At 45.7% G+C, this 22548-nt stretch carries 16 protein-coding genes; 10 read left to right on the top strand and 6 right to left on the bottom strand.

What is annotated here, in order from left to right:
• Positions 1–25: 25 nt before the first annotated feature.
• The 5 genes from V1L65_RS01620 to V1L65_RS01600 all read left to right on the top strand — a co-directional run bounded on the left by V1L65_RS01620 (position 26) and on the right by V1L65_RS01600 (position 6250).
• Complete coding sequence (locus V1L65_RS01620; protein WP_331697296.1) at positions 26–1615, top strand: peptide chain release factor 3; 1590 nt, start codon at positions 26–28, stop codon at positions 1613–1615.
• Between the two features lie 510 nt (positions 1616–2125).
• A complete protein-coding gene (locus tag V1L65_RS01615; RefSeq protein ID WP_432503741.1) occupies positions 2126–3190 on the top strand; it encodes a LacI family DNA-binding transcriptional regulator in 1065 nt (354 codons plus the stop codon).
• Entirely contained in the window at positions 3187–4350 is a 1164-nt protein-coding gene (locus tag V1L65_RS01610; RefSeq protein WP_331697295.1) for a Gfo/Idh/MocA family protein, read from the top strand. Before V1L65_RS01615 ends, V1L65_RS01610 begins: the two co-directional genes overlap by 4 nt.
• 43 nt (positions 4351–4393) lie before the next feature.
• The gene (locus V1L65_RS01605; RefSeq protein ID WP_331697294.1) at positions 4394–5116 is read left to right on the top strand and encodes a ThuA domain-containing protein; all 723 of its coding nucleotides are present in this window, start codon (positions 4394–4396) and stop codon (positions 5114–5116) included.
• 33 nt (positions 5117–5149) lie between these two features.
• The gene (locus V1L65_RS01600) at positions 5150–6250 is read left to right on the top strand and encodes a Gfo/Idh/MocA family protein (RefSeq protein WP_331697293.1); all 1101 of its coding nucleotides are present in this window, start codon (positions 5150–5152) and stop codon (positions 6248–6250) included.
• A 392-nt stretch (positions 6251–6642) separates the two neighbouring features.
• Here the strand turns inward: V1L65_RS01600 and V1L65_RS01595 are convergent, their stop codons facing one another.
• The 3 genes from V1L65_RS01595 to V1L65_RS01585 form a co-directional block, all read right to left on the bottom strand.
• The gene (locus V1L65_RS01595; protein WP_331697292.1) at positions 6643–7515 is read right to left on the bottom strand and encodes a glycine betaine ABC transporter substrate-binding protein; all 873 of its coding nucleotides are present in this window, start codon (positions 7513–7515) and stop codon (positions 6643–6645) included.
• Between the two features lie 74 nt (positions 7516–7589).
• Positions 7590–8429: an ABC transporter permease gene (locus tag V1L65_RS01590; protein WP_331697291.1), complete on the bottom strand. Its 840-nt coding sequence runs from the start codon at positions 8427–8429 to the stop codon at positions 7590–7592.
• Positions 8416–9636: a quaternary amine ABC transporter ATP-binding protein gene (locus V1L65_RS01585; protein ID WP_331697290.1), complete on the bottom strand. Its 1221-nt coding sequence runs from the start codon at positions 9634–9636 to the stop codon at positions 8416–8418. Before V1L65_RS01585 ends, V1L65_RS01590 begins: the two co-directional genes overlap by 14 nt.
• Positions 9637–9864: 228 nt before the next feature.
• On the opposite strand from V1L65_RS01585, the gene V1L65_RS01580 reads away from it, so the two are divergent.
• Complete coding sequence (locus V1L65_RS01580) at positions 9865–10431, top strand: GbsR/MarR family transcriptional regulator (protein WP_331697289.1); 567 nt, start codon at positions 9865–9867, stop codon at positions 10429–10431.
• Between the two features lie 1200 nt (positions 10432–11631).
• Positions 11632–12846: an alpha-D-ribose 1-methylphosphonate 5-triphosphate diphosphatase gene (locus V1L65_RS01575; RefSeq protein ID WP_331697288.1), complete on the top strand. Its 1215-nt coding sequence runs from the start codon at positions 11632–11634 to the stop codon at positions 12844–12846.
• A gap of 1 nt (position 12847) precedes the next feature.
• Here the strand turns inward: V1L65_RS01575 and sspI are convergent, their stop codons facing one another.
• Positions 12848–13090, bottom strand: coding sequence for a small acid-soluble spore protein SspI (sspI, locus tag V1L65_RS01570; protein ID WP_331697287.1), 243 nt, complete (start codon positions 13088–13090; stop codon positions 12848–12850).
• Between the two features lie 154 nt (positions 13091–13244).
• Here sspI and V1L65_RS01565 point away from each other — a divergent pair, with 154 nt between their 5' ends.
• The 3 genes from V1L65_RS01565 to V1L65_RS01555 all read left to right on the top strand — a co-directional run bounded on the left by V1L65_RS01565 (position 13245) and on the right by V1L65_RS01555 (position 17966).
• On the top strand, positions 13245–14060 hold the full coding sequence (locus tag V1L65_RS01565; RefSeq protein WP_331697286.1) for a TrmH family RNA methyltransferase: 816 nt from the start codon (positions 13245–13247) through the stop codon (positions 14058–14060).
• A gap of 285 nt (positions 14061–14345) precedes the next feature.
• Positions 14346–14633 (top strand): hypothetical protein, encoded by a 288-nt coding sequence (locus V1L65_RS01560; protein ID WP_331697285.1) that lies wholly within the window; start codon positions 14346–14348, stop codon positions 14631–14633.
• A 153-nt stretch (positions 14634–14786) separates the two neighbouring features.
• The gene (locus tag V1L65_RS01555) at positions 14787–17966 is read left to right on the top strand and encodes a bifunctional cytochrome P450/NADPH--P450 reductase (RefSeq protein WP_331697284.1); all 3180 of its coding nucleotides are present in this window, start codon (positions 14787–14789) and stop codon (positions 17964–17966) included.
• A gap of 355 nt (positions 17967–18321) precedes the next feature.
• Here the strand turns inward: V1L65_RS01555 and V1L65_RS01550 are convergent, their stop codons facing one another.
• Positions 18322–19455, bottom strand: a complete 1134-nt coding sequence (locus V1L65_RS01550) for a glycoside hydrolase family 88 protein (protein WP_331697283.1) — start codon at positions 19453–19455, stop codon at positions 18322–18324.
• A 651-nt stretch (positions 19456–20106) separates the two neighbouring features.
• Positions 20107–22419, bottom strand: coding sequence for a helix-turn-helix transcriptional regulator (locus V1L65_RS01545; RefSeq protein WP_331697282.1), 2313 nt, complete (start codon positions 22417–22419; stop codon positions 20107–20109).
• Between the last annotated feature and the right edge of the window lie 129 nt (positions 22420–22548).

Genomic DNA, 22548 nt, shown 5'->3' with positions numbered 1-22548 from the left:
CTTTTTTAAGGGAAGGAAGGCAAGTATGAGTCAATCTTTATCGCAAGAATTAAAGCATGAAGTAGAAAAAAGACGTACCTTTGCAATTATAGCTCACCCCGATGCCGGTAAAACAACACTAACGGAGAAGCTGCTGTTATTTGGCGGCGCAATCCGCCTGGCAGGCTCGGTTAAAGCGCGCAAGGCGAATCGGCATGCTACCTCGGACTGGATGGAGATCGAGAAGCAGCGCGGTATTTCTGTAACCTCATCCGTTATGCAATTTGATTATAATGGACACCGCGTCAATATTTTGGATACACCGGGTCACCAGGATTTCAGTGAGGATACGTACCGCACGCTTACTGCCGCCGACAGCGCAGTTATGCTTATTGACGTCGCCAAAGGGGTCGAGGTGCAAACGATCAAGCTGTTCCAGGTATGCCGCCAGCGTGGAATTCCAATCTTTACATTTATTAATAAATTGGACCGTGAAGGTAAAAATCCGTTTGAGCTGATGGAAGAGCTGGAGCAGGTGCTTGGCATTCATTCCGTGCCTATGAACTGGCCGATCGGCATGGGGCGCGAGCTTTGCGGCGTATACGATCGCATGAAGACGCAAGTAGAGCTGTTCCAAGGCGATGATCATTCCAAAATCGAGGTTAAAAAGGTAAGCGATTATAACGATCCAGCTATTAGAGAAATGGCTGGCGATTATTTGACGGACCAACTGATCGAGGATTTGGAGCTGCTTGACGTTGCCGGCGACCAGTTTGATTTGGAAAAGGTGCTGCGCGGCGAGCTCACTCCGATTTTCTTTGGCAGCGCAGTTAACAATTTCGGCGTGCAAACATTTCTCGAAAACTTCCTGCAGCTGGCGCCTCAACCGTCTGCGCGCGATAGCTCGGAGGGGATTATTGATCCGACTGAGCAGGAAAAGTTCAGCGGATATGTATTCAAAATTCAGGCCAATATGAACCCTGCGCATCGTGACCGCATTGCGTTTTTCCGAATTTGCTCCGGCAAGTTTACGCGCGGTATGGCGGTACGCCATGTCCGCAACGGCAAAGAGATCAAGCTGGCTCAGCCGCAGCAATTTCTTGCCCAAGACCGGGATATTGTAGATGAGGCGTATCCGGGAGATATTATTGGATTATTTGATCCGGGCATTTTCCGGATAGGCGATTCCTTATCGCAAGGCTCCAGTATTATTTATAATGAGCTTCCGACATTTTCTCCAGAAATTTTCTCGAAGGTAACGATCAAAAATGCTTTGAAATATAAGCAGTTCCAGAAGGGGATCGACCAGCTTACGGAAGAAGGCACGATTCAGGTGTTCCAGTCGACAACGGGCTTTGACGAAACAATTCTTGGCGTTGTTGGACAGCTGCAATTCGAGGTGTTTGAGCATCGGATGAAGGCGGAATATGGCGTAGATGTTATTTTACAGCGTATGCCGTTCCAATTTGCCCGCTGGATTATCGGGGATAAAATTGACCCGGCTAAATTTAGAATTAATACAACGCTTGTGAAGGATAAAAAGGAAAACTTCGTCGTTTTGTTTGAGAATGAGTATGCAATGCGTACAGCGCTGGAGAAATTCCCTGATTTTAAATTTTTGGATACAGCACCTTAAATATGAAGAGCGGCGAGCAAAGAGCAGTCTTTGCTTGCCTTTTTTAAAAAAATATTAGAAAGTATAAGAAAGTATAAGTTCTTGTAATCTTATATCTGTTTTTATATTTTTTTCATCGGTAATTGTGCCTGGCCAAAGGACATCGGAGCCGTTTATCCTTAATATAACAATGATGAACTCTAAGGGTTGCCATAAGCGTTATTCGTGCAAAAATGACAGTTTGAATTTTCTAACGGATGCTATTGCGCTTATTTTCCCAAAAAGCACTGATTTTTCTCGATAAATGGTACAATAGCGCTCGTGGCAACCTTTAAATGCTCAAATGAGCTAAATTAATCGAAATAGCAGCTCTGATAACCGTTAGAGCAATATATGGTAGCCAAAAGTTCTGCCTTTTGTTGTATGGTAAATCCCTGAAGCTAGTTTTGCAAAAAAATGGTTGACGAAGCCTGCATTATATGCAACAATGTACGCGTGTACATTTAATCTGACTATTACGATATTAGGAGGCTGTGTGTCATTAGCAGGAAGGAAGTAGCTAAGCTGGCAGGCGTATCAGAAGCAACCGTGTCCAGAGTGCTGAACAATGTAGGTCCGATTAAGCCAGAAACGAAGGAGCGGGTTTTGAAGGCAGCAGCTGAGATTGGCTATGTCCCAAGTGCGCTGGCGCAGCAGTTTGCCCGCAGAAAAAGCGGGAATATAGGCGTGATCCTGCCTTTTGTTCCCAAGGTCCGCTTGTTCTCTACGTATTATTTCTCTGAAATTTTAAGCGGCATAGGCGAGGCGGCCCAAAGCTATGGATACAATTTATTGCTTATTTATCGGGAGCCGTCTGTAGAAAGGGATTACAGCAAGCTGTTCCGCGCACAAAAAATCGACGCTTGCATTATGCTTGGCTCGCAGGATGTGCCGGAAGAGAGAGAAGCGCTCGCAGTGCTGCATAAGGAAGGCTTTCCATTTTGTCTGGTTAATCAGCGCTTTGAAAATGAAAGCTACTGTACGGTAGATGCTGATCATGTAGAAGGCAGCAGGCTTGCAACAGAGCATCTTATTGGGAGGGGATACCGCCGCATCGCATTTCTGAATGGACCCTTGCAATTTTCGAATAGTATTGATCGTTATAAAGGCTATTTGCTTGCGCTTGAACAGGCGAAAAAAAAGCCGGATGAAAATCTGGTTTTTTGGGGCAATTATAGTCGGAAGAGCGGTTATGAATCGGCACAATTCATTGCTGAGCGTATTAAGAGCGGCCAAATCGATGCTGTCTTTACAGCTAATGACAGGATGGCGATTGGCTTGTTGAATGGACTTAAGGAGCATGGACTTGTTGCGGGCAAGGATTATGGCCTAGCAGGCTACGATGATTCCGATGGCGCCAGAATCGTTACTCCGCCGCTTACTACGGTCGCAGTGCCTTTTTATGAAATGGGCAGGCAGGCTGCTCAGCTGCTGCTTCAGGGGATAGAAAGTAATAATGAGGCTGATTCGAAGCAGCTAACATTGCCGATTCAATTAATTCCAAGAGAAACGTCGTCATTTATTATAAATAGGGATGAGAGGATGTTGGAGCAATGAAAAGCGTTAGAGTTGGTATGGTTGGCTACAAGTTTATGGGGAAGGCACATAGTAATGCGTATCGCGCGCTGCCGATGTTTTTTCCTGACTCGATCAAGCCGGAGATGAAAGCGATATGCGGCCGCAATCCGGATGGTCTGGAGCAGGCTCGTGCCCAATTCGGCTGGGAAAGCTCGGAGACGGACTGGCGTGAGCTGATTAAAAGAGAGGATATTGATCTTATTGATATCAATGCGCCGAGCGATGCCCACAAGGAAATTGCTTTAGCAGCTGCTGCGGCAGGCAAGCACTTGTTTTGCGAAAAACCGCTAGCCCTTACGCTTGCGGATTCCAAAGAAATGCTGGCAGCAGCGGAAAAAGCAGGGGTAAAGCATATGGTAGGCTTCAATTACCGTTTTGCTCCTGCAGTTCAGCTTGCTAAAAAAATCATTTCTGATGGGCGCCTTGGTAAAATTTATCATTTTCGCGGCTGGTTTTTGCAGGACTGGATCATTGATCCGAGCTTTCCGCTCGTTTGGCGTTTGCAGAAGGAAATTGCCGGCTCCGGTTCGCATGGCGATCTTGGCGCGCATGTCATCGATATGGCCCGCTTTCTCGTTGGTGAATTCAAGGAAGTGATCGGCATGAGCGAGACGTTTATTAAGCAGCGGCCAATTGCCGAGGCAATGACGGGGCTTAGCGCCAAAGGCGGCGGCGGGGGGCCGAAGGGCGACGTAACCGTCGATGATGCTACGCTGTTTATGGCCCGCTTTGACAATGGCGCGCTGGGCAGCTTCGAAGCAACGCGCTTCGCAGCCGGTCACCGCTGCACGAATAGCTTCGAGATTAACGGCAGTAAAGGCAGCATCAAATTCGATTTTGAACGGATGAATGAGCTGCAGGTGTTTTTTACGGATGATGCAGAGGATGTGCAGGGCTTCCGCCGTGTGCTTGCTACTGATCCTGCGCATGCCTACATGGATGCATGGTGGCCGGCAGGGCATACGATCGGCTATGAGCATACGTTTACGCATGAGGTGCATGAGCTGATGCAGGCGTTCGCGGAGGATCGCCAGCCTGTTCCGAACTTTGTTGACGGCGTGAAATGCCAAGCAGTGCTTGAAGCAGTCGACAAATCTATCGCTGAGCGGCGCTGGATTTCAATTGACGAGATGGAGTAGGCCCAGGAAGGCTGAAAAACATGAGAGAGGCAGGAGCTACAATATGAAAAAAGCACTTATCGTATGGGGCGGCTGGGATGGCCATCAGCCGAAGCAGGTAGCAGAAATTTTTCGCCAGCAGCTTATAGAGGAAGGTTTTGAGGTCGAAGTATCAGATACGCTGGAAGCTTTCGCGGACGCGGATAAATTAATGCAGCTGGATTTAATTATTCCGTTATGGACGATGGGCAAAATCGATCAGCAGCTTGTCAAAAACGTATCTGCGGCTGTGCAAAGCGGCGTGGGGCTTGCAGGCTGCCATGGCGGGATGTGCGATGCGTTCCGGGAAAATGTGGACTGGCAGTTTATGACAGGCGGACAATGGGTAGCTCATCCGGGCAATGACGGTGTAGAATATACAGTTAATATTAGTAATACATCGAGCTTGCTTACAGCAGGCATTGAAGATTTTTCTGTAAAATCGGAGCAGTATTACTTGCATGTCGATCCTGCGGTAGAAGTGCTTGCCACGACACGCTTTCCTACTGTACCGGGTCCGCACTCCTTAAATAAAGCAGTTGATATGCCTGTCATTTGGACAAAACGCTGGGGTGTAGGGCGCGTTTACTACAACTCCTTGGGCCATCAGGCCAATATTATGGATATTGCAACAGTTAAAGAATTAATGAAGCGCGGCTTCCTCTGGTGCGCGGAAGGCAAGTCAGAGGCGCAAAAGCATACAGCAGCAAGCGAAGCATACACTGGCATGGCTGACAATCAATTGTAGAAACATAATCAATAGAATCCGAGGCGAGCTTATATGACGAAATTGAAAGCAGGCATTATCGGTACAGGAAACATTAGCGGCATTTACTTTAAAAACGGAAGCAGCTTTGATGCAATGGAGGTTGCAGCCTGCGCTGATCTCGACGTAGCAAGGGCAAAGCAAAAAGCAGAGGAGCATGGCATTCGCGGCTGCTCCGTTGACGAGCTGCTGGCTGATCCTGAAATTCAAATGATTATTAATTTAACAATTCCTCAGGCCCATGCCGAAGTGAATTTGCGAGCGCTGGAAGCAGGCAAGCATGTGTACGTGGAAAAGCCATTTGCCGTTTCTCGCGAGGAAGCAGAGCAGGTGCTGAAGCTGGCGGAGCAAAAAGGGCTCTATGTCGGCGGTGCTCCTGATACATTCCTCGGCGGCGGCATTCAAACCTGTATTAAGCTGATAGAGGATGGCTGGATCGGAACACCGATCGGTGCAACGGCGTTTATGATGAGCGGCGGTCATGAATCGTGGCATCCGGCTCCAGAGTTTTATTATCAAGCAGGCGGCGGGCCTATGTTTGATATGGGACCCTATTATTTGACGGCGCTTGTGGCGCTGCTTGGCCCTATGAAGCGCGTAACGGGCATGACACGCATTTCATTCCCGGAGAGAACGATTACGAGCGAGCCAAAGCTGGGGCAAACGATTCAAGTAGAAGTGCCTACGCATATAGCGGGCATCATTGAATTTGCTGCCGGACCAATCGGCACCTTGCTGACGAGCTTCGATGTAAAGGGAGGCTCTACCTTGCCGCGCATTGAAGTGTATGGCAGCGAAGGAACGATTATTGTGCCCGACCCTAACCGCTTTGGCGGCGAGATTCGTGTGAAGCGTGCTGGTGCTAGCGATTGGTCGGAAATCCCTTACGCGTATCCGAATACTGAAAATGCACGCGGCATTGGCGCCGCGGATATGGCCAAGGCAATTGTGACGGGCCGCAAGCACCGCGCGAATGGACAGCTTGCTTACCATGTGCTGGAAGCTATGCATGGCTTTCATGATGCAGCTAGCAGCGGCGCGCACTACACGATGAAGAGCAGCTGCGAGAGACCGGCAGCGCTGCCGCTTGGTTTACGGCCATTTTGCTTGGACTAAGTATAAATAAGAGCTTGTTGAAAAACTCTGCCGCTGCTTAATAGCTTTGATAACTGACTTAGAGCGGAGTTCGAGAAGCCATTCATTTTGTAACGAATTCTGAAGGCGCTATTTCGCATAAAATGCACGTTTTGAAATTCTAACACATCGTAGAGACGCTATCTGTGAACAAATGCTCATTTGGGCAGCATTTTACAGCCAATAAGCACGCTGTGATTCGTTACAAATTTAATACAAGCTTTATCGGTATTATAGCGAAACCAGCATTCGTTAGATAATCCAAACGAGCTTTTCAACAGCCTGAAAATAATCAAAAAAGCGAGCGCTTAGGAGAAGTACTCTAAGCGCTCGCTTTGACTAAAGCGGCAAAGCCGTTTAGTGTTGTCTATCCATTATTTCAACCATGCATCCACTTTGTCTGTGTTTTCGTCGACCCATTTTTTGGAAGCAGCCTCAGGCGTTGCGCCATCAGCGATATCGATCATAACCTTCTCCATATCTGCTGGCTCCCAATTAAAGTTTTTCAAAAACTTATAAGCCTCGGGTTGATCCTTTTCGAGATCCAATCGCGCAATAGTATGAATCTCTTCGGCTTTACCGTAAATTTCTTTTGGGTCATCCAAGTATTTCAAATCCATCTTCGCAAATTTCCAGTGCGGTGTCCAGCCTGTTACTACAATCGGCTCTTTAGCCGCATAAGCTCTTTCAAGCTCTTGGGTCATAGCAGCGGAGGAGCTTTCCAATAGCGTCCATTTGTCTGTTAGGCCGTATTCATCCATCAAAACAGCAGTCGTTGCCATCATGCCCGCGCCTGGTTCAATACCTGTAATCGTATGATTCAATGATGCGGCAACATCATCATTTTTCAAATCTTCAATACTGTCGATATCCATATATTGAGGAACAACTAGGCCCAGCTTCGTGCCTGTCAGGTTAACTCCTAAATCCTCGTACTTGCCTTTATTCATTTCTGCAAAGTCAGCATGCGTAGTTGGCAGCCAGGCTGCGACCATCGCATCTGCACTACCGTTGGCAATACCTGCCCACATTGGGCTTGCATCCACTTGAAGCATCGTTACCTTGTAGCCAAGCTTTTGCTCCAGCACTTCTCTTACGACATTTGTACTGGCAATTTCAGAATCCCATGCAACATAGGCAAGTGTAATTTCCTTTTTTGAACCGCCGCCTCCAGAGGAGGAGCAGCCTGCAACTAAAGCCAGCACCATAATCGCACTAATTAAAATTATCCACTTTTTGTTTTTCATAATCGATCACTCCTGTTAAGCATTATTTTTTGGATAAACGCGCCTTCTCCGCTCAGATGAGAACGGCGAAGCTGTTATCGTTGGGCTTTCGTCTTCGTAATGACCTTCTGTGTCATGCGATCCAGAATAATGGCGAGTATGACTATTGCAAGACCAGCCTCAAAGCCTACGCCTGTCTTGCCTTGTGTAACAGAACGGTATACTAGCGCACCGACGCCTTGCGCGCCAATCATGGAGGAAATAACAACCATCGACAGCGAGAGCATAATCGTCTGGTTAATACCAGCCATAATGGTTGGCATGGCTAGCGGCAATTGCAGCTTGAACAGCTTCTGTGAAGGCGTTGAGCCGAATGCATCGGCCGCTTCGATGAGCTCATCAGGCACTTGTCTTATTCCGAGATTGGTAAGCCTGATTGTTGGCGGAATAGCGAAAATTATCGATGAAATAACGCCCGGTACGACGCCAAGCCGGAAGAAGGTAATAGCAGGCAGCAAATATACGAAAGCAGGCATCGTCTGCATAAAGTCCAGAATAGGCGTAACGATCTTTTGCACCTTGCTGCTCCGGGAGCATAGTATGCCGATCGGAACTCCGATCAGGACGGAGATAAAGGCTGCGGTTACTACGAGCGCAAGCGTCTGCATCGTTTGGCTCCAAAGCCCCAGATTTTCAATGAGCAGGAGGCCAAGCGCAGTGAGCACCGCCATCTTCCATTTGCCCAGATACCACGCTAATAGTGCAAACAATACAATCATGACAATAGGCGGTAAAAAGTTTAGCGCAGCATCAATGGAGTTGACCGTTTTTCCGATCGCAATGCGAAATACATCAAATAATGGCCCAAAATTGCTTTGCAGCCAATTTTCCAAAGCTTCTATCCAACTAGCGATTGGAATTTTAGGCAGGTTCATTATGATCACCAGCCTCTGTATCTTGATTTCCAGCAAGTGCAGCGAATACAGCACCTTTAATAACTACGCCGCGCAGCCTGCCGTCGTCATCGACAACCGCAATCGGCAGCTTGTTAAGCTTTTGTCCCATTATTTCAAATAGCTCATTTAGAGCCGTATCCATTGAGGTGCTTGGAATTTCCTCGCCGGTTATCATAACCTCATCTAGCTTATTATTGTGCGCTACTGCTGTTGAAGCTTGCTCAGCCGTAACGACTCCAAGCATTTTCATCGACTTGTCGACGACATATAAGCTTGAAACGCCGCGTTCCCGCATAAATTGCAGAGCGACGCGAGGACCTCGGTCGGGCGTTATCGTCTCGGCTTTAGCCATGACATGCGAGGCTGTAAAAACTTTAGACAAATCTACGTCCTCGACAAAGCGCTCCACATATTTGTTGGCCGGATTCATTAAGATTTCTTCAGGCGTGCCGATTTGAACGATGCTGCCATCCTTCATCAATGCGATCTGATCGCCAATACGAAGCGCTTCATCCAAATCATGTGTAATAAATACAATCGTTTTTTTCATTTTTGATTGCAGCTCGATCAGCTCATCCTGCATATCCTTGCGGATAAGCGGGTCAAGTGCGCTGAACGCCTCATCCATCAGCAATACCTCTGGATCGTTGGCTAGCCCTCGAGCAAGGCCGACACGCTGCTGCATGCCTCCGCTAAGCTGATCCGGATAGCTGTTTTCCCAGCCCTTCAATCCGACAAGCTCAAGCGAGCGCATCGCCATCTCTCTGCGTTCTTTTTTGGCAATGCCCTGCACCTCCAAACCGTATTCGATATTCTCGATAACAGTCCGATGTGGAAACAGCGCAAATTTTTGGAATACCATACCGACATTTTTGCGTCTGAACTGTCTTAGCTGCTCAGAAGACATTTTTAAAACATCTTTCCCATTAAATAGAAGCTGTCCGCTTGTCGGCTCAATCAAGCGATTAAGCAATCGGACAAGGGTAGACTTACCGCTTCCAGATAAGCCCATTATGACAAAGATCTGACCAGGCTCTATAGAAAAGCTGGCTTGGTTTACTCCTACTGTTAATTTTGTTTCTGCTAATATTCTCTCTTTGGATAAGCCTTTATCCAGCAGCGGGATAGCCCTTTTTGGATCGGATCCAAAAATTTTGGTCAGCTTCTTGGCTTCAATAATGCTCATTCTTGCTCCCCCCCTTGTGGAAAAATTCAACTTCCTAAGTGTAAAAGATTTGGTTGAAAATGGTCAAAGTGCGTGAGTGAGCGTATACTTTGTACAGTTTTAACTTTACGTACTATATGTACAGTATGCTCCCGATAACTCCCTTTTTCACCAGTGACGCCATCTTTACTATGTGTGCAAGGTAGCTTACAATGGGGAAGGAAGAAGGATTGGCTCAGGAGGAAGATCATGAAGGAACTTGCGAATTTAACAGAGGAGCAGCTATTAAGGCTGCAGCATACGCGAAGCAGAGTCATTGATTCCATTGGCAAAAATATGGATCTATACGGCATAACGCTATCAATTGGACATTTATATGGTCATATGTACTTTAATGAGCATCCTGCTACGCTCGACGAGATGAGCGAAACGATGGGGATGAGCAAAACCTCAATGAGCACTGGCATGCGTACCCTGCAAAATCTTAAATTAATTAACAAAGTATGGGGAAAAGGCTCGCGCAAGGACTTATATGAGGTAGTGCCTGATTGGCATCAGAACTTTTCTGATTATTTTTCTATACGCTGGAGAAAAGCGGTTGAGCAAAATATGTCAGCTCTTAAACGCTCCCGCAATGAAATTGATCAGATGATGGAGGACTATTCCGCCGATGCTTCTTTTGTTGCTGTCCTTCAGCATGATAAAGCTAAAATTGAAGATGCACTCAAATATTACGACTGGCTGGAGCGCTTGATCGAATCATTTGAGACAGGTGATATTTTCAACTTTATTCCGAAGGAAACCAGCGAAAAATAGCGGTGTAACTTATTTAGCATAGATAAAGCCCGAACATTTTTGTTCAGGCTTTTTTTTCGCGATAGTATAAAATTGGAAGGCAGTCAATCCACACGCTTGCCCACAATAATCGACAGTTTTAATTGAAATCGTTATATTTGAACAGAGTAATATATTGCAGCTTTCATTCATGATCATATATGATAAACTTATTTAAAATATAAATATTTATCGGACTGTTGAAAAACCTTCTATCTTGAAAAGTGCCGACTAAAAGTAGTTTAGAGGTGGCACCGACCGATTCTGTATGAAATTTCATATACAATTGTGATTTTCGAGGCGTTTCAGCGTAATGTGTATGAAATTTCATATACAATTAGCCGTATAGAGGTGGCACCGACCGATTCTGTATGAAATTTCATAATATACAATTGTGATTTTCGAGGCGTTTCAGTGTAATGTGTATGAAATTTCATATACAAATGGCCGTATAGAGGTGGCACCGACCGATTCTATATGATTTTTCATATACAATTGTGATTTTCGAGGCGTTTCAGCATAATGTGTATGAAATTTCATATACAAATGGCCGTATAGAGGTGGCACCGACCGATTCTGTATGATATTTCATATACAATTGTGTTTTTCGAGGCATATCAGCGTAATGTGTATGAAATTTCATATACAATTAGCCGTATAGAGGTGACACCGACCGATTCTGTATGATTTTTCATATACAATTGTGATTTTCGAGGCATATCAGCGTAATGTGTATGAAATTTCATATACAAATGGCCATATAGAGGTGGCACCGACCGATTCTGTATGATTTTTCATATACAATTGTGATTTTCGAGGCATATCAGCGTAATGTGTATGAAATTTCATATACAAATGGCCGTTTAGAGGTGGCACCGTCCGATTCTGTATGATTTTTCATATACAATTGTGATTTGCGAGGCGTTTCAGCGTAATGTGTATGAATTTTCATATACAAATGGCCGTTTAGAGGTGGCATCGTCCGATTATGTATGAAATTTCATATACAATTGCGTTTTTGGAGGCATTTCAGCGTAATGTATATGAAAATTCATATACAATTGGCCGTTTAGAGGTGGCACCAACCGATTCTGTATGATTTTTCATATACAAATGGCCATATAGAGGTGGCACCGACCATTTTAAGTTAGTTTAGAACTCTTGTATGGAGGGGGTTGCAGGATGAGTATGGATTCAGAACGCCCAAATGTATTAATTACGAATGGCCGGCTAATATTGGAGCAAGACGTTGTACATGCAGCGATCGCAATCAACAGCGGAGTAATCGAGCGTATTATTGAAGATCAGGACGCAGTAGACGAATGGCTGCATCAGCATCCTGAAGCAGAAATTATTGACGTACATAATCAATTAGTTATGCCTGGCATGATTGATATTCATTGCGATGCGATTGAGAAAGAGGTTGAGCCTCGTCCCAATACGATTTTTCCTTTGCAAATGGCGCTAATGGAGTTTGAAAGAAAGCTTCCTTTATACGGCATTACAACGATGTACCATTCATTATCGCTTGGTGTTGGATTAAGTGTGCGGGGAGAGCATTTGCTGACCCAAATGGTGGAAACGATTACCGAATACCGCAAGCAGCGCTCGATGGTACGCAACCGTATCCATTTACGCTACGAGGTTTCTTATTTATCTGGGCTGCCTATTGTTGACAAGTATTTAAAGGAGCGCACAATTGATTTGCTTTCCTTTATGGATCATTCTCCTGGCCAAGGACAATATCGAGCTCCTGGTTCCTTCGAGCGATATGTAATGAAAAATCAAGGAGTAGATGTCAATGAGGTTCAGGAAATCATTGCGGATTTAATGGACCGACGCGAGCAGATTGACTGGGGCCAGCTGAAGCAGCTTGCTTATTTGGCAAGACAGCAGGGTATAATTATCGCTTCGCATGATGATGATACTACTGAGCAGGTAGATACATCGATTAGCAGAGGAGCTGCAATCAGCGAGTTTCCAATTAATATGAAAACAGCCAAGTATGCGACTGAAAAAGGGATGCAGGTATGCGTTGGTGCGCCTAACATTGTACGTGGCGGATCGCATGACAAAAATTTGCGGGCAGCAGACGCAATCAGCGAACAGGCGGCGCAAATTATTTGTTCTGATTATCATCCTTCCTCGATGCTGGCAGCTGTGTTTAAATTGGCAGATGAACAGACAGTCAACGATTTGCCAGCAGCTGTTCGAATGGTTACTCTCAATCCTGCCATTGCTATGCAAGTGGACCATGAGATTGGTTCGATTGCTCCTGGCAAATATGCTGATCTGATCGTAGTGGATCAATACGAGGGTATCCCGTGGATTTCGACAACAATAGTTGATGGAACAATTGTTTACAGCGCTGCTCCACGGAAAGTTTGGAATCCTTGAATTATTTCTCAGGATGCAAATGCTTGTACAGCGTCTGGACCAAATGCCCTTGCTCCGCCTCGGAGCTTTGTTTCCAGATCATCTCGAACAACACTCCAAGTCCAGGCAGGGCGAGCTCGTCATGGTCGACAGAGCCATCGATAATTTCGCTTAGCTCACTGTTTGATTTGTCTTTTACGCGCAACAAAATAGCTTGACGCAAATCAATATTGACCAATGGATATTGACCTCCTGAAGCAATCAAATTTACTTTCTTAATATCCCCTGGAAATAAGCGTTTCATCCATAAACATTGGCACAGATTATGTTAAAATATAAAGCGTATCTCAATATTTCACTGGGAAAACAGCTCGTTTTTTCCTTGTTAATGATCATATGTACGGAAGGTTGCTGCATGCATGTCAATAAATAATCATCCCTATATTGCCTCGCCCCATAACATGAGGGTGAAGCAGTGGTCCTCCTTGCTGGACAAAAAATACCGTGACCGAACCGGTCAATTTATTATTGAAGGGGTACATCTGCTACAGGAAGCTTTAAAATCAGGCGCGTCCATTTCTGTCATTGTATATGATGCGGATCGCGGTATTCCAGCCGAATTGCTTGCTCCTATATATAAAGAAGCAGCTAATGGAGTCGAGTGGGTGAAAGCCTCCTCCTCTGTTATCGCTAAATGCACTGGCACCGATACGGCTCCGCCAGTATTTGCGGTAGTCAGCAAGCTTAAAGCAGATGTCGCCAGATTGTTTGCAAAGCAATCTCTCGTCGTCGTATTGGATGGCATACGTGATCCGGGCAATGCAGGCACAATTATCCGCAGCGCAGATGCTGCTGGAGCCCATGCTGTTATTCTAGGTAAAGGCTGCGTTGATCTATATAATCCTAAAACCGTTCGTTCAACGATGGGCTCCTTATTCCACTTGCCAATTATAGAAGCGGATTTGAGCGAGCTGCTGACACAGGCAAAGTCCAAAGGCGTAAAGCTGGTCGGCACAAGTCTGCAGGCGACGAATACTTGCTACAGCTATGATTGGCAGCAGGATACATGGCTGTTGATGGGGAGTGAGTCCGAAGGCTTGTCTGCTGAGGTGGAGAGCATGATGGACGAGACGATCATTATTCCGATGGCCGGCCAATCCGAATCGCTTAATGTGGCGATGGCCAGCACGGTATTGCTGTTTGAAGCGATGCGGCAGCGGGGGTTCAGCAAATAAAAATAACCGTCTCTAACTGCACTGAGGCTGAAGCTGGTTGAACGATTTCCTTAACCATTTTTTCAGTCTTTTTTCTGTTTCTATAAGCCCTCTTCAAGTTTCCATCGATTTTCCTCTTGCGTTAGCAATATTCATATTCCCTTTCCCCAAAAAAATAATTTTCCTCCGAAGACAGTAGAATCGTTCAAATCAAAACGGTTTTTTATATGGTCATGGCGTTACTTACGGCCTTCCTGTTCGTGTAGCACAAAAGGCTGGCAGTGACTTTTGGTCAGAGGGGACATATTGGAGAAATTAAATTTGCAAGAGCCGAAAACAATGGATGATTTGTACGATACGATGAAGAAAATTAAAGCGGAAGGAATAATTCCATTCACTGCGGCTGCTTCTAATCCTGGCGGCTTTATGGGACAGTTCCAAGTGTTTGCCAGTACTTACGATGTCGGTGCCACGACGATCGTGAAGGATGGAAAATTAGAATTTGCCTGGCTGCAGCCTGAATACAAGCAATTTCTGATAACAATGAAGAAGTGGCATGATGAGGGCTTGATTGGACGAGGAGTTTGCGATTAATAAAGATGTGAAATTTGTCACTGAGTTCAACGCAAAAGGTGGTAAAGCAGCAATTGATGCTATGAATGAATGGTATATGGCACAATAAAGTGGATGTGAGTAGCGGATAAGGACGCCGTTCGAATCTCATACTAATCATGACCAAAGGAGGAAATGATTAGTATGACAATGATTCCACAGCCAAAAACATATGGACCATTAGGAAATCTCCCATTAATGGATTTGGATCAGCCGCTTCAATCCATCGTTAAGCTGGCGAATGAATTTGGCCCGATATTTCGAATGGACTTTCCCGGCCGAACAGAATTGTTTATTTCTGGACATGATTTGGTGGCTGATGCATGCGACGAATCCCGGTTTGACAAAAATATATGGGCTCCCTTGCAGAAGGTTCGCGCTTTCGCAGGGGACGGCTTGTTCACTAGCGAAACAAGTGAATTGAATTGGCAAAAAGCGCATAATATTTTACTTCCCAGCTTTAGTCAATCCGCCATGCGCGGTTACCATGACATGATGGTGGATATTGCTGTTCAGCTCATCCAAAGATGGGCGCGCCTCAATCCCGATGAAAGCATAGACGTACCTGAGGATATGACTCGTCTGACCTTGGATACGATCGGCCTTTGCGGCTTTAATTATCGCTTTAACAGCTTTTACCGCGAACAGCCTCATCCTTTCATAACGAGCATGATCCGGGCGCTGAGCGAAGCGATGAATCAATTGCAGCGTCTCGGCATTCAGGATAAGCTGATGGTTATTACGAAGCGGCAATTCAAGCATGACATCGAGGTTATGTACTCGTTGGTCGATACGATCATCGCTGAACGAAAAGCTCACGGAGAAACGGGAGGAGATGATCTGCTCGGGCATATGCTGAGCGGAAAGGATCCGGAAACGGGAGAGCCATTGGATGATGAAAATATTCGCTACCAGATTATTACCTTTCTCATTGCCGGTCATGAAACGACAAGCGGCTTGCTGTCCTTCGCGCTCTATTATCTTCTGAAAAACCCGGATAAGCTGAAAAAGGCCTATGAAGAGGTGGACCAGGTTCTAACTGACCCTATCCCAAGCTATACCCAGGTTCGGGAGCTGAAGTACATCCGAATGATTCTTAATGAATCCCTTCGTTTATGGCCGACAGCACCGGCATTTTCTTTGTATGCAAAAGAGGATACGCTGCTTGCAGGAAAATATCCGTTAAGAAAAGGGGAAAGTGTAACCGTACTGATTCCTAAGCTGCATCAAGATACCGGGGTTTGGGGAGAAGATGCAGAGGAGTTCCGTCCTGAGCGCTTTGAAGATCCGAGCCTTATTCCATATGATGCCTACAAGCCTTTCGGTAATGGTCAACGTGCCTGCATCGGGCAGCAGTTTGCTCTTCAGGAAGCGACGCTAGTGCTCGGCATGGTGCTGCGCTATTTCGAGATTATCGATCATACTGCTTATCAGCTAAAGGTGAAGGAATCACTGACGCTGAAGCCTGATGATTTCAAAATGCGTGTCCGCCCGCGCGGCGCACAGAGTTTAATGTTTTCCCCAGCTGAAACAGCAGCAAAGGAAACGAAGAAGACGAATGAGACGCAGGCAGCGATGCCATCGATAGAGACTCATAATACGCCGCTGCTTGTGCTCTATGGCTCTAATATGGGCACAGCTGAAGGCATCGCTAGAGAGATCGCGGATACTGCGCGTTACCAAGGCTTTCAAAGCGAGGTCGCGCCGCTTAACGAGTATACGGGAAAGCTGCCTCAAACAGGCGCGGTCTTTATTGTCAGCGCCTCTTATAACGGCAAGCCGCCAAGCAATGCGCGCGAGTTTGTGCAATGGCTGGATGGAGTCGGGCAAGGCGAGCTGAAAGGCGTGCGCTATGCAGTATTTGGCTGCGGCGATCACAATTGGGCCAGCACCTATCAGCATATTCCGCGATTTATCGATGATCAGCTAGCTGCCAAAGGAGCGGAGCGGATCGCTGTTCGCGGAGAGTCGGATGCCAGCGGAGATTTCGAGAAGCAGGTCGAGGAATGGAATGAGCGGCTATGGCTGGAAGCTCTGCATGCATTAGGACTGAAAAGCCAAGCAGTACCGCAGCAGGAACGCAGCACGCTAAGCGTGCAATTTGTTAGCGGCTTGATTGGCAGCCCGCTCGCACAGAACCATGGCGCTTTTCTTGCAACCGTAACGGATAACAGGGAACTGCAGGCCGAAGGCAGTGAACGCAGTACAAGGCATATCGAGATTGCTTTGCCGGAAGGCACGGATTATGAAGAGGGCGATCATCTTGGTGTCATTCCCAAAAATAATCCGGCGATAGTAGGGCGCGTACTCAACCGCTACGGGCTGCAGGGCAGCGATCATCTCATTATTAGTGCCAGCGGGCGCAGTGCAGCGCATCTGCCGTTGGATCGTCCAATAAGCATTTATGACCTGCTCAGCAATAGCTTGGAATTGCAGGAGGCGGCCACGCGTGCCCAGCTTCGCGAGTTAGCTGCCTTCACGACATGTCCGCCTCATAAAAAACAATTAGAGGCTTTGCTGGATGAAGAGGCTTACCGCGACGATATCCTGTCAAAACGGGTAAGCATGCTTGATTTGCTGGAGCAGTATCCGGCATGCGAGCTGCCGTTCGAAAGATTTGTAGAGCTGCTTCCGCCATTGAGAGCACGGTATTACTCGATCTCAAGCTCTCCTAAGGCTAGCGAGGAGCGGGTCAGCATTACCGTAAGCGTTGTGCGCGGCGCTGCAAAAAGCGGCAGCGGCGAATACTATGGCGTTGCTTCGAATTATTTGGCTGGACGCAAGCTTGGAGATGACATCGCTATATTTATTAGCAAGCCAGATTCTGGCTTCAGGCTCCCTGAAAATCCGGAAACGCCAATTATTATGATCGGTCCGGGAACGGGGCTTGCTCCGTTTAGAGGTTTTTTGCAGGCTCGGCGTTCCATGAAGCAGGAAGGAAAAACGCTTGGTAAAGCCTATTTGTACTTTGGATGCCGCAATAGTCTCGATCAAATCTATCACGATGAAATGGAGCAGTTCCAGCAAGAGGGGCTCGTAACGATGCATACGGCATTTTCACGGGCAGAAGGGACGGAGAAGACGTATGTCCAGCATCTGCTGCGCGAAAATGCTCAGGAAATGATTGCTTTGCTGGATCAAGGTGGCAAGCTGTACATTTGCGGAGACGGAAGCCGCATGGCTCCCGATGTAGAACGCGTATTGCAAGCATCTTACCAAGAAACTCACCATGTGAGCGAGGAAGAAGCGGTCAATTGGCTGAATGATCTGCAGCAGGAAGGACGCTATGCCAAGGATGTTTGGGCCGGGTTATAATTTGAAATAAGCAAAGCCCCAGTACATTTGCTGAGAGAGCAAGGCGAATGGACGGGGCTTATTGCTTATTTGGGCCGTTGAAAAACGCTAACGGAACGTAGACACGCTATTGTACGGAAATCAGCTTATTCTGACTGAGAGACCTTATTTACTCAAAATCACTACCTAAACGGGGAAAAGATCACCTATAGCGCTCCACAGTTCCGTTACAGTTTTAAAACACCTTCTTATTGCTAAATAGAGCCTCTCAGTTCCGTTACAATTCTAAACAGATGGCATTACGACTTTTGCTCGTGAACCAGCCCATGCTTGCTGTAATAGTACTGCTCAGATGAGAACTGCCCCAGTTCTAGTTCTAGAACAAGCCCTGCTGCCCTCTCAGCTTCACTAGAGCCTCAAGGAAGTAATAATCGCCATAAATAATCGGCACGTTCACATGACGATTCACCGGGTAAGAAACGGTGCCTTTAGTCAGAATGGCGTCCTGTCCATCGCTGAAATCAGCATAGTTGTCGTACAAGCCTTTCAAAATAGCAATGGCGCTCTCGTAGTAGAAGCTGGCTTCCGTTTCATCCTCTATCAACTTGCTAAGCTCGATCAGTCCGCTGGCTGTACAAGCGGCAGCAGTAGAGTCACGCACATGCTTGTCCTTATCTGCCGTACGGAAATCCCAATAAGGAACCTTATCCTCAGGCAGATGAGAGAGGAAGTAGTTGGCGATGTTTTTAGAAGCTGTTACATACGCTTGATCACCAGTTTCCCGCGCAGCTATAGCAAATCCATAAATAGCCCACGCTTGCCCTCTGGACCACGCGGAATCAGGTCCGAGACCTTGTCCGCCAAGGTTTTCTATTTTCTCTCCAGTTTCCGGATTAAAGCTTACGATATGCGGAACGGTCCAATCGTCGCGAACAAATTGCTTTAGCACTGTATTGGCATGCGCGATTGCGATTTGCTTGAAGCGAGGATCGTTCTCTTCCTTCGACGCCCAGAATAGAAGCGGCAAATTCATAAGGCAATCAATTATAGCCCAGCCCGTGCTGTTCGGATCGACGCGGTCTGTCCATGCCCGAATAAACTGGCCGCTCAAATTGAATCTGCCTGCAAGATGACTCGCTGCGATAAGACCCATCCGGCGGGATTCCTCATTGCCGCTTAGCTGATAGTTGATAACCGAGGTTGGCAAGTACATAAAGCCGACATCATGGTGAATATCATAAAATTGCTGCAAAGGAACATTCAGCTGTTGCTCAATAAGCTCAGCTGTTTCCCGCAAGGCTTCTTCCTTCGTTTCACGATAGGCAAGCCATAGCAGACCGCCCCAAAATCCAGATGTCCAAAAGGAGGCGTCTTCGCAGTTATAATTGCCATCCAAGCAAACATGAGGAAAGCTTGCTCCGATTTTTTCGTTTAAACGATTTATTTTGATTAGGGCTTGCGAATAAGCGTCATTCATCCAATCCATTTGCTGCTCCATTGTTTGTGTCAACGAAATACCCCTCTCTAGCAATCTATTATCGATATGATCGACTTTATTGTAGCGGTGTAGGGAAGCGCAAACAATCGCCAGTATTTATAATGATCGTCAAAAATGACACTGCAGCCTTCCAAATCGTTAAAATAGCAAAAAATCAATATATCGTAAAAAATCGTGATACGCTCAAAGGCGCAAAATTGCTGGCTATTTGCCCAAAATGAATGTAGATGGTCACACGTTCCGTTATTTGTCTAAAAACCGCCATTTTCTTCATTTCGCGGACACACATTCCGCTATTCGTCTCTAAATGGGACTTTTTCTTCGATTTATTGACCAATAGCGGAACGTCTGTCACTTTACCTCCTCAAAACTGCGGTTTTGGGCCAAATAGCGGAATGACTGACCATCTAGCGGGGGACCAGAAGTGCTATTAAACCAAAAATGCTTGAATAGAAATTTAACGAAGCTTGACGGCCTTATTGGGGCAAAAGCTACCTAAAAACGTGGTTTGTTCACATATAGGGTAGCTAATCTTCGTTACAATTTAAAATGAGCTGTTTTCGTCGAAATAGCGCTTGTCAGCTTCGTTAGAATTATTTTTCAACTTCATAGTCATAGTTTTCGAGCTTGTCTTTGCGCACCTTTCATCACTCTTTCTTGTCATCAGCCTAAATTTTTCAAATATTCGCCAGGCGACACGCCGATATACTGTTTAAAAATTCGTATAAACGTATTCGTATTATTACAGCCGACAATAGCTGCTACTTCATGCACCTTGTATGTCTTTTGGTTGAGCAGCTCCTTGGCTCTTTTAACCTTCAACGTATTTACGTACTGCTTAAAGTTAATGTCCAATGAGTTTTTCAGCAGCTTGCTTACATAGCTTTCCGACAAATTGAAATGCTCCGCGATATCAGTAAGGGATAGATCCTTATCAAAATGCTGGTGGATATAAATAAAGATTTGCGACGCAGTTGAGCTTTCCAGGCTGAATTTATCTTTGTTGCAATAGTTGAATATTTGTTCGAACAGGCCGAAAGCTTTCTCCGAAAACTTCCCTGAAGTGCTATCCATAAACTCGTCGAGCGCATTCGGATATTGTTTCATAAATTGATTCAATGTCTTATTGTTGGTATTCAAGCAGCGCTTGAACGTAGTCAAAAGCGAATGCTTCAAGCTCGACAGATTGGCCGGGCCCAGCATATTTTGCTTTTCGTTTTCTTCTATTAAATTGCCAAGCAGCTCATAGGCTTTTCCCAGGTCGTTCGTATTTACATAGTTAAGAAGTAAATTTTCAACCTCGATCGGATAATAGCAGGCGACTTCCTCGACATGCTTTACACCTTCTGATGTGATGATTTTGCTTACAGCCGCATATTGATAATTGCTTAAACGAAGCAGCTCCTGCAGCGCGGATGTGAGCTCGGTCAGCGAATAGCTTTCTGATAGGCAAGCGGTGATATCCAAAGCCAAATTGCTTTCGACGCTGCTTATCATATGCTCGGACGTTTCCTTAAGCTGATCCGCATTCAAACCATGGAAAATAACACAATATTTATTGCGGTCCAGCGGAAGTACAAAAAAGTGCTCTTCATGTTGTAACTTCTCTTTAATTATCGAATGGAAAATAGCCGATAGGTTAGGCACCGGAACGGTTTCATGCAGAGCTTCCAGCCCTTCACACTCAAACAGCACCATATTCAGCCGCTCTTGAAATGCTTCTAGCTGCAGGGCAGCTATATTATCGTTTATAAATTCCTCGCTCGCTATCCCATAAATAACCTTTCGGAAAAAATCCTCCCGCAAATGCACGACAGAATGATCGAGTTTATTTTGCAGCGCGTGGTTAAGAGAATAGATTTGTTCAATACTGGATTGAATGTAAGCGAGTTCATGAATTTGGTTTATTTGTAATTGGCTTTGCGACTTCTCCAAAGATGGAAGGGCAGCAGCTTGATCACTGCCTTCAGATGTTTTGCTGCCTGTTTTTACTCTAGCCTTATTATGCTCATCCAAAAATTGCAGCAGCTGCCGGATTGGCTTATAGCTTGATCTGGTAGCCATATAGGCAATGATCAATCCGATTAGCAGAAGCAGCACGCTAGGGAACAAGGCGGTTTTCCATAAAGCAAAAAAGATCGTGCTAAAAGTAGTCAGCTCGCTAATGTATACGTAGTGTAAATTCGGTACCAGCTTGGAATGATGAATATAGTTGATCGTTGAACCTATTTTTATATGATGCTGATCAGATGGTACGTTCAGCATATCGGTCCGCTGTAAAATAACGGGATTCAAATTTTGATTATTTGTATAAGAAGTAATCATTTCATCTGTGTACAAATAAAAATTGCCCTCCGGTTGATCGATTGTTTTGGGCAGCAAGGAAACGCTGTCAACAACGATAAAGAAGTAAAGAGGGTCGAGCTTGGAGTTTACGGTCTGATGGATCAGGACAATTCTGCCCGGTGCTGTCATTTGCGACTGCGGAACAACATAGGTTCCTGTAGCCAAGGCTTCATTTTGCTGCTGTTGAAATTGTTCAAGGGCAGCAGGCCGAATTCCTAGATCATCCAAGTAATGCTTAATGCTAAATGTTCCTGTACCCGTAATGATCAAATCATCTGTAAGCTTAGAAACGCCGAGCGTAAACCCCAGCTGACCGAAGCCGCGCAGCTGCTCAATCAGGTCATTGTAAAGGTTTGCAACATTAAGGTAGTTTGTATGATCGCTATACCGATAATCGATCACGCTTTGCATGGTAGAAGCTTTATAAACAAACTCCATTGCAGTACGAAATTTGTAGTCTGCATAGTTGCTGTTTTGGTCTATGTAGAGCTGGTGATTGTGGTTGTTCTGCGCGTCGAGCATTTGATAGCTTTTGTAAAAAATAATCGATGATGTGATGATCGAATAAAGCAAAACAATAATAATAAAAAAGGTCAGCATCTTGTACAAAAACTTCCTCTTTACTATCATTTCACGAACTCCCCTTTTAGCATAATCAGTCGCTGTCTCTATTTCTCTTTCTATTTTTATTAAGTATGAATTCTAAATTAGTCTACATCACTTTAATCCTTTCTTCAAAAACATAATCTAACAATTAGC

It is taken from the genome of Paenibacillus sp. IITD108 (genome assembly GCF_036541265.1).
GTDB lineage: Bacteria > Bacillota > Bacilli > Paenibacillales > Paenibacillaceae > Pristimantibacillus.
The sequence above is the reverse complement of the archived record's forward strand: the minus strand, read 5'-3'. Positions and strand labels throughout refer to the sequence as shown.

What these genes read in the sequence shown, in the direction of transcription:
- V1L65_RS01620 (WP_331697296.1), top strand. Translation starts at nt 26, where the DNA reads ATGAGTCAATCTTTATCGCAAGAATTAAAGCATGAAGTAGAAAAAAGA.
- V1L65_RS01595 (WP_331697292.1), bottom strand. Translation starts at nt 7,515, where the DNA reads ATGAAAAACAAAAAGTGGATAATTTTAATTAGTGCGATTATGGTGCTG.
- V1L65_RS01555 (WP_331697284.1), top strand. Translation starts at nt 14,787, where the DNA reads ATGATTAGTATGACAATGATTCCACAGCCAAAAACATATGGACCATTA.
- V1L65_RS01590 (WP_331697291.1), bottom strand. Translation starts at nt 8,429, where the DNA reads ATGAACCTGCCTAAAATTCCAATCGCTAGTTGGATAGAAGCTTTGGAA.
- V1L65_RS01600 (WP_331697293.1), top strand. Translation starts at nt 5,150, where the DNA reads ATGACGAAATTGAAAGCAGGCATTATCGGTACAGGAAACATTAGCGGC.
- V1L65_RS01545 (WP_331697282.1), bottom strand. Translation starts at nt 22,419, where the DNA reads ATGATAGTAAAGAGGAAGTTTTTGTACAAGATGCTGACCTTTTTTATT.
- V1L65_RS01580 (WP_331697289.1), top strand. Translation starts at nt 9,865, where the DNA reads ATGAAGGAACTTGCGAATTTAACAGAGGAGCAGCTATTAAGGCTGCAG.
- V1L65_RS01605 (WP_331697294.1), top strand. Translation starts at nt 4,394, where the DNA reads ATGAAAAAAGCACTTATCGTATGGGGCGGCTGGGATGGCCATCAGCCG.
- V1L65_RS01575 (WP_331697288.1), top strand. Translation starts at nt 11,632, where the DNA reads ATGAGTATGGATTCAGAACGCCCAAATGTATTAATTACGAATGGCCGG.
- V1L65_RS01610 (WP_331697295.1), top strand. Translation starts at nt 3,187, where the DNA reads ATGAAAAGCGTTAGAGTTGGTATGGTTGGCTACAAGTTTATGGGGAAG.
- V1L65_RS01585 (WP_331697290.1), bottom strand. Translation starts at nt 9,636, where the DNA reads ATGAGCATTATTGAAGCCAAGAAGCTGACCAAAATTTTTGGATCCGAT.
- V1L65_RS01565 (WP_331697286.1), top strand. Translation starts at nt 13,245, where the DNA reads ATGTCAATAAATAATCATCCCTATATTGCCTCGCCCCATAACATGAGG.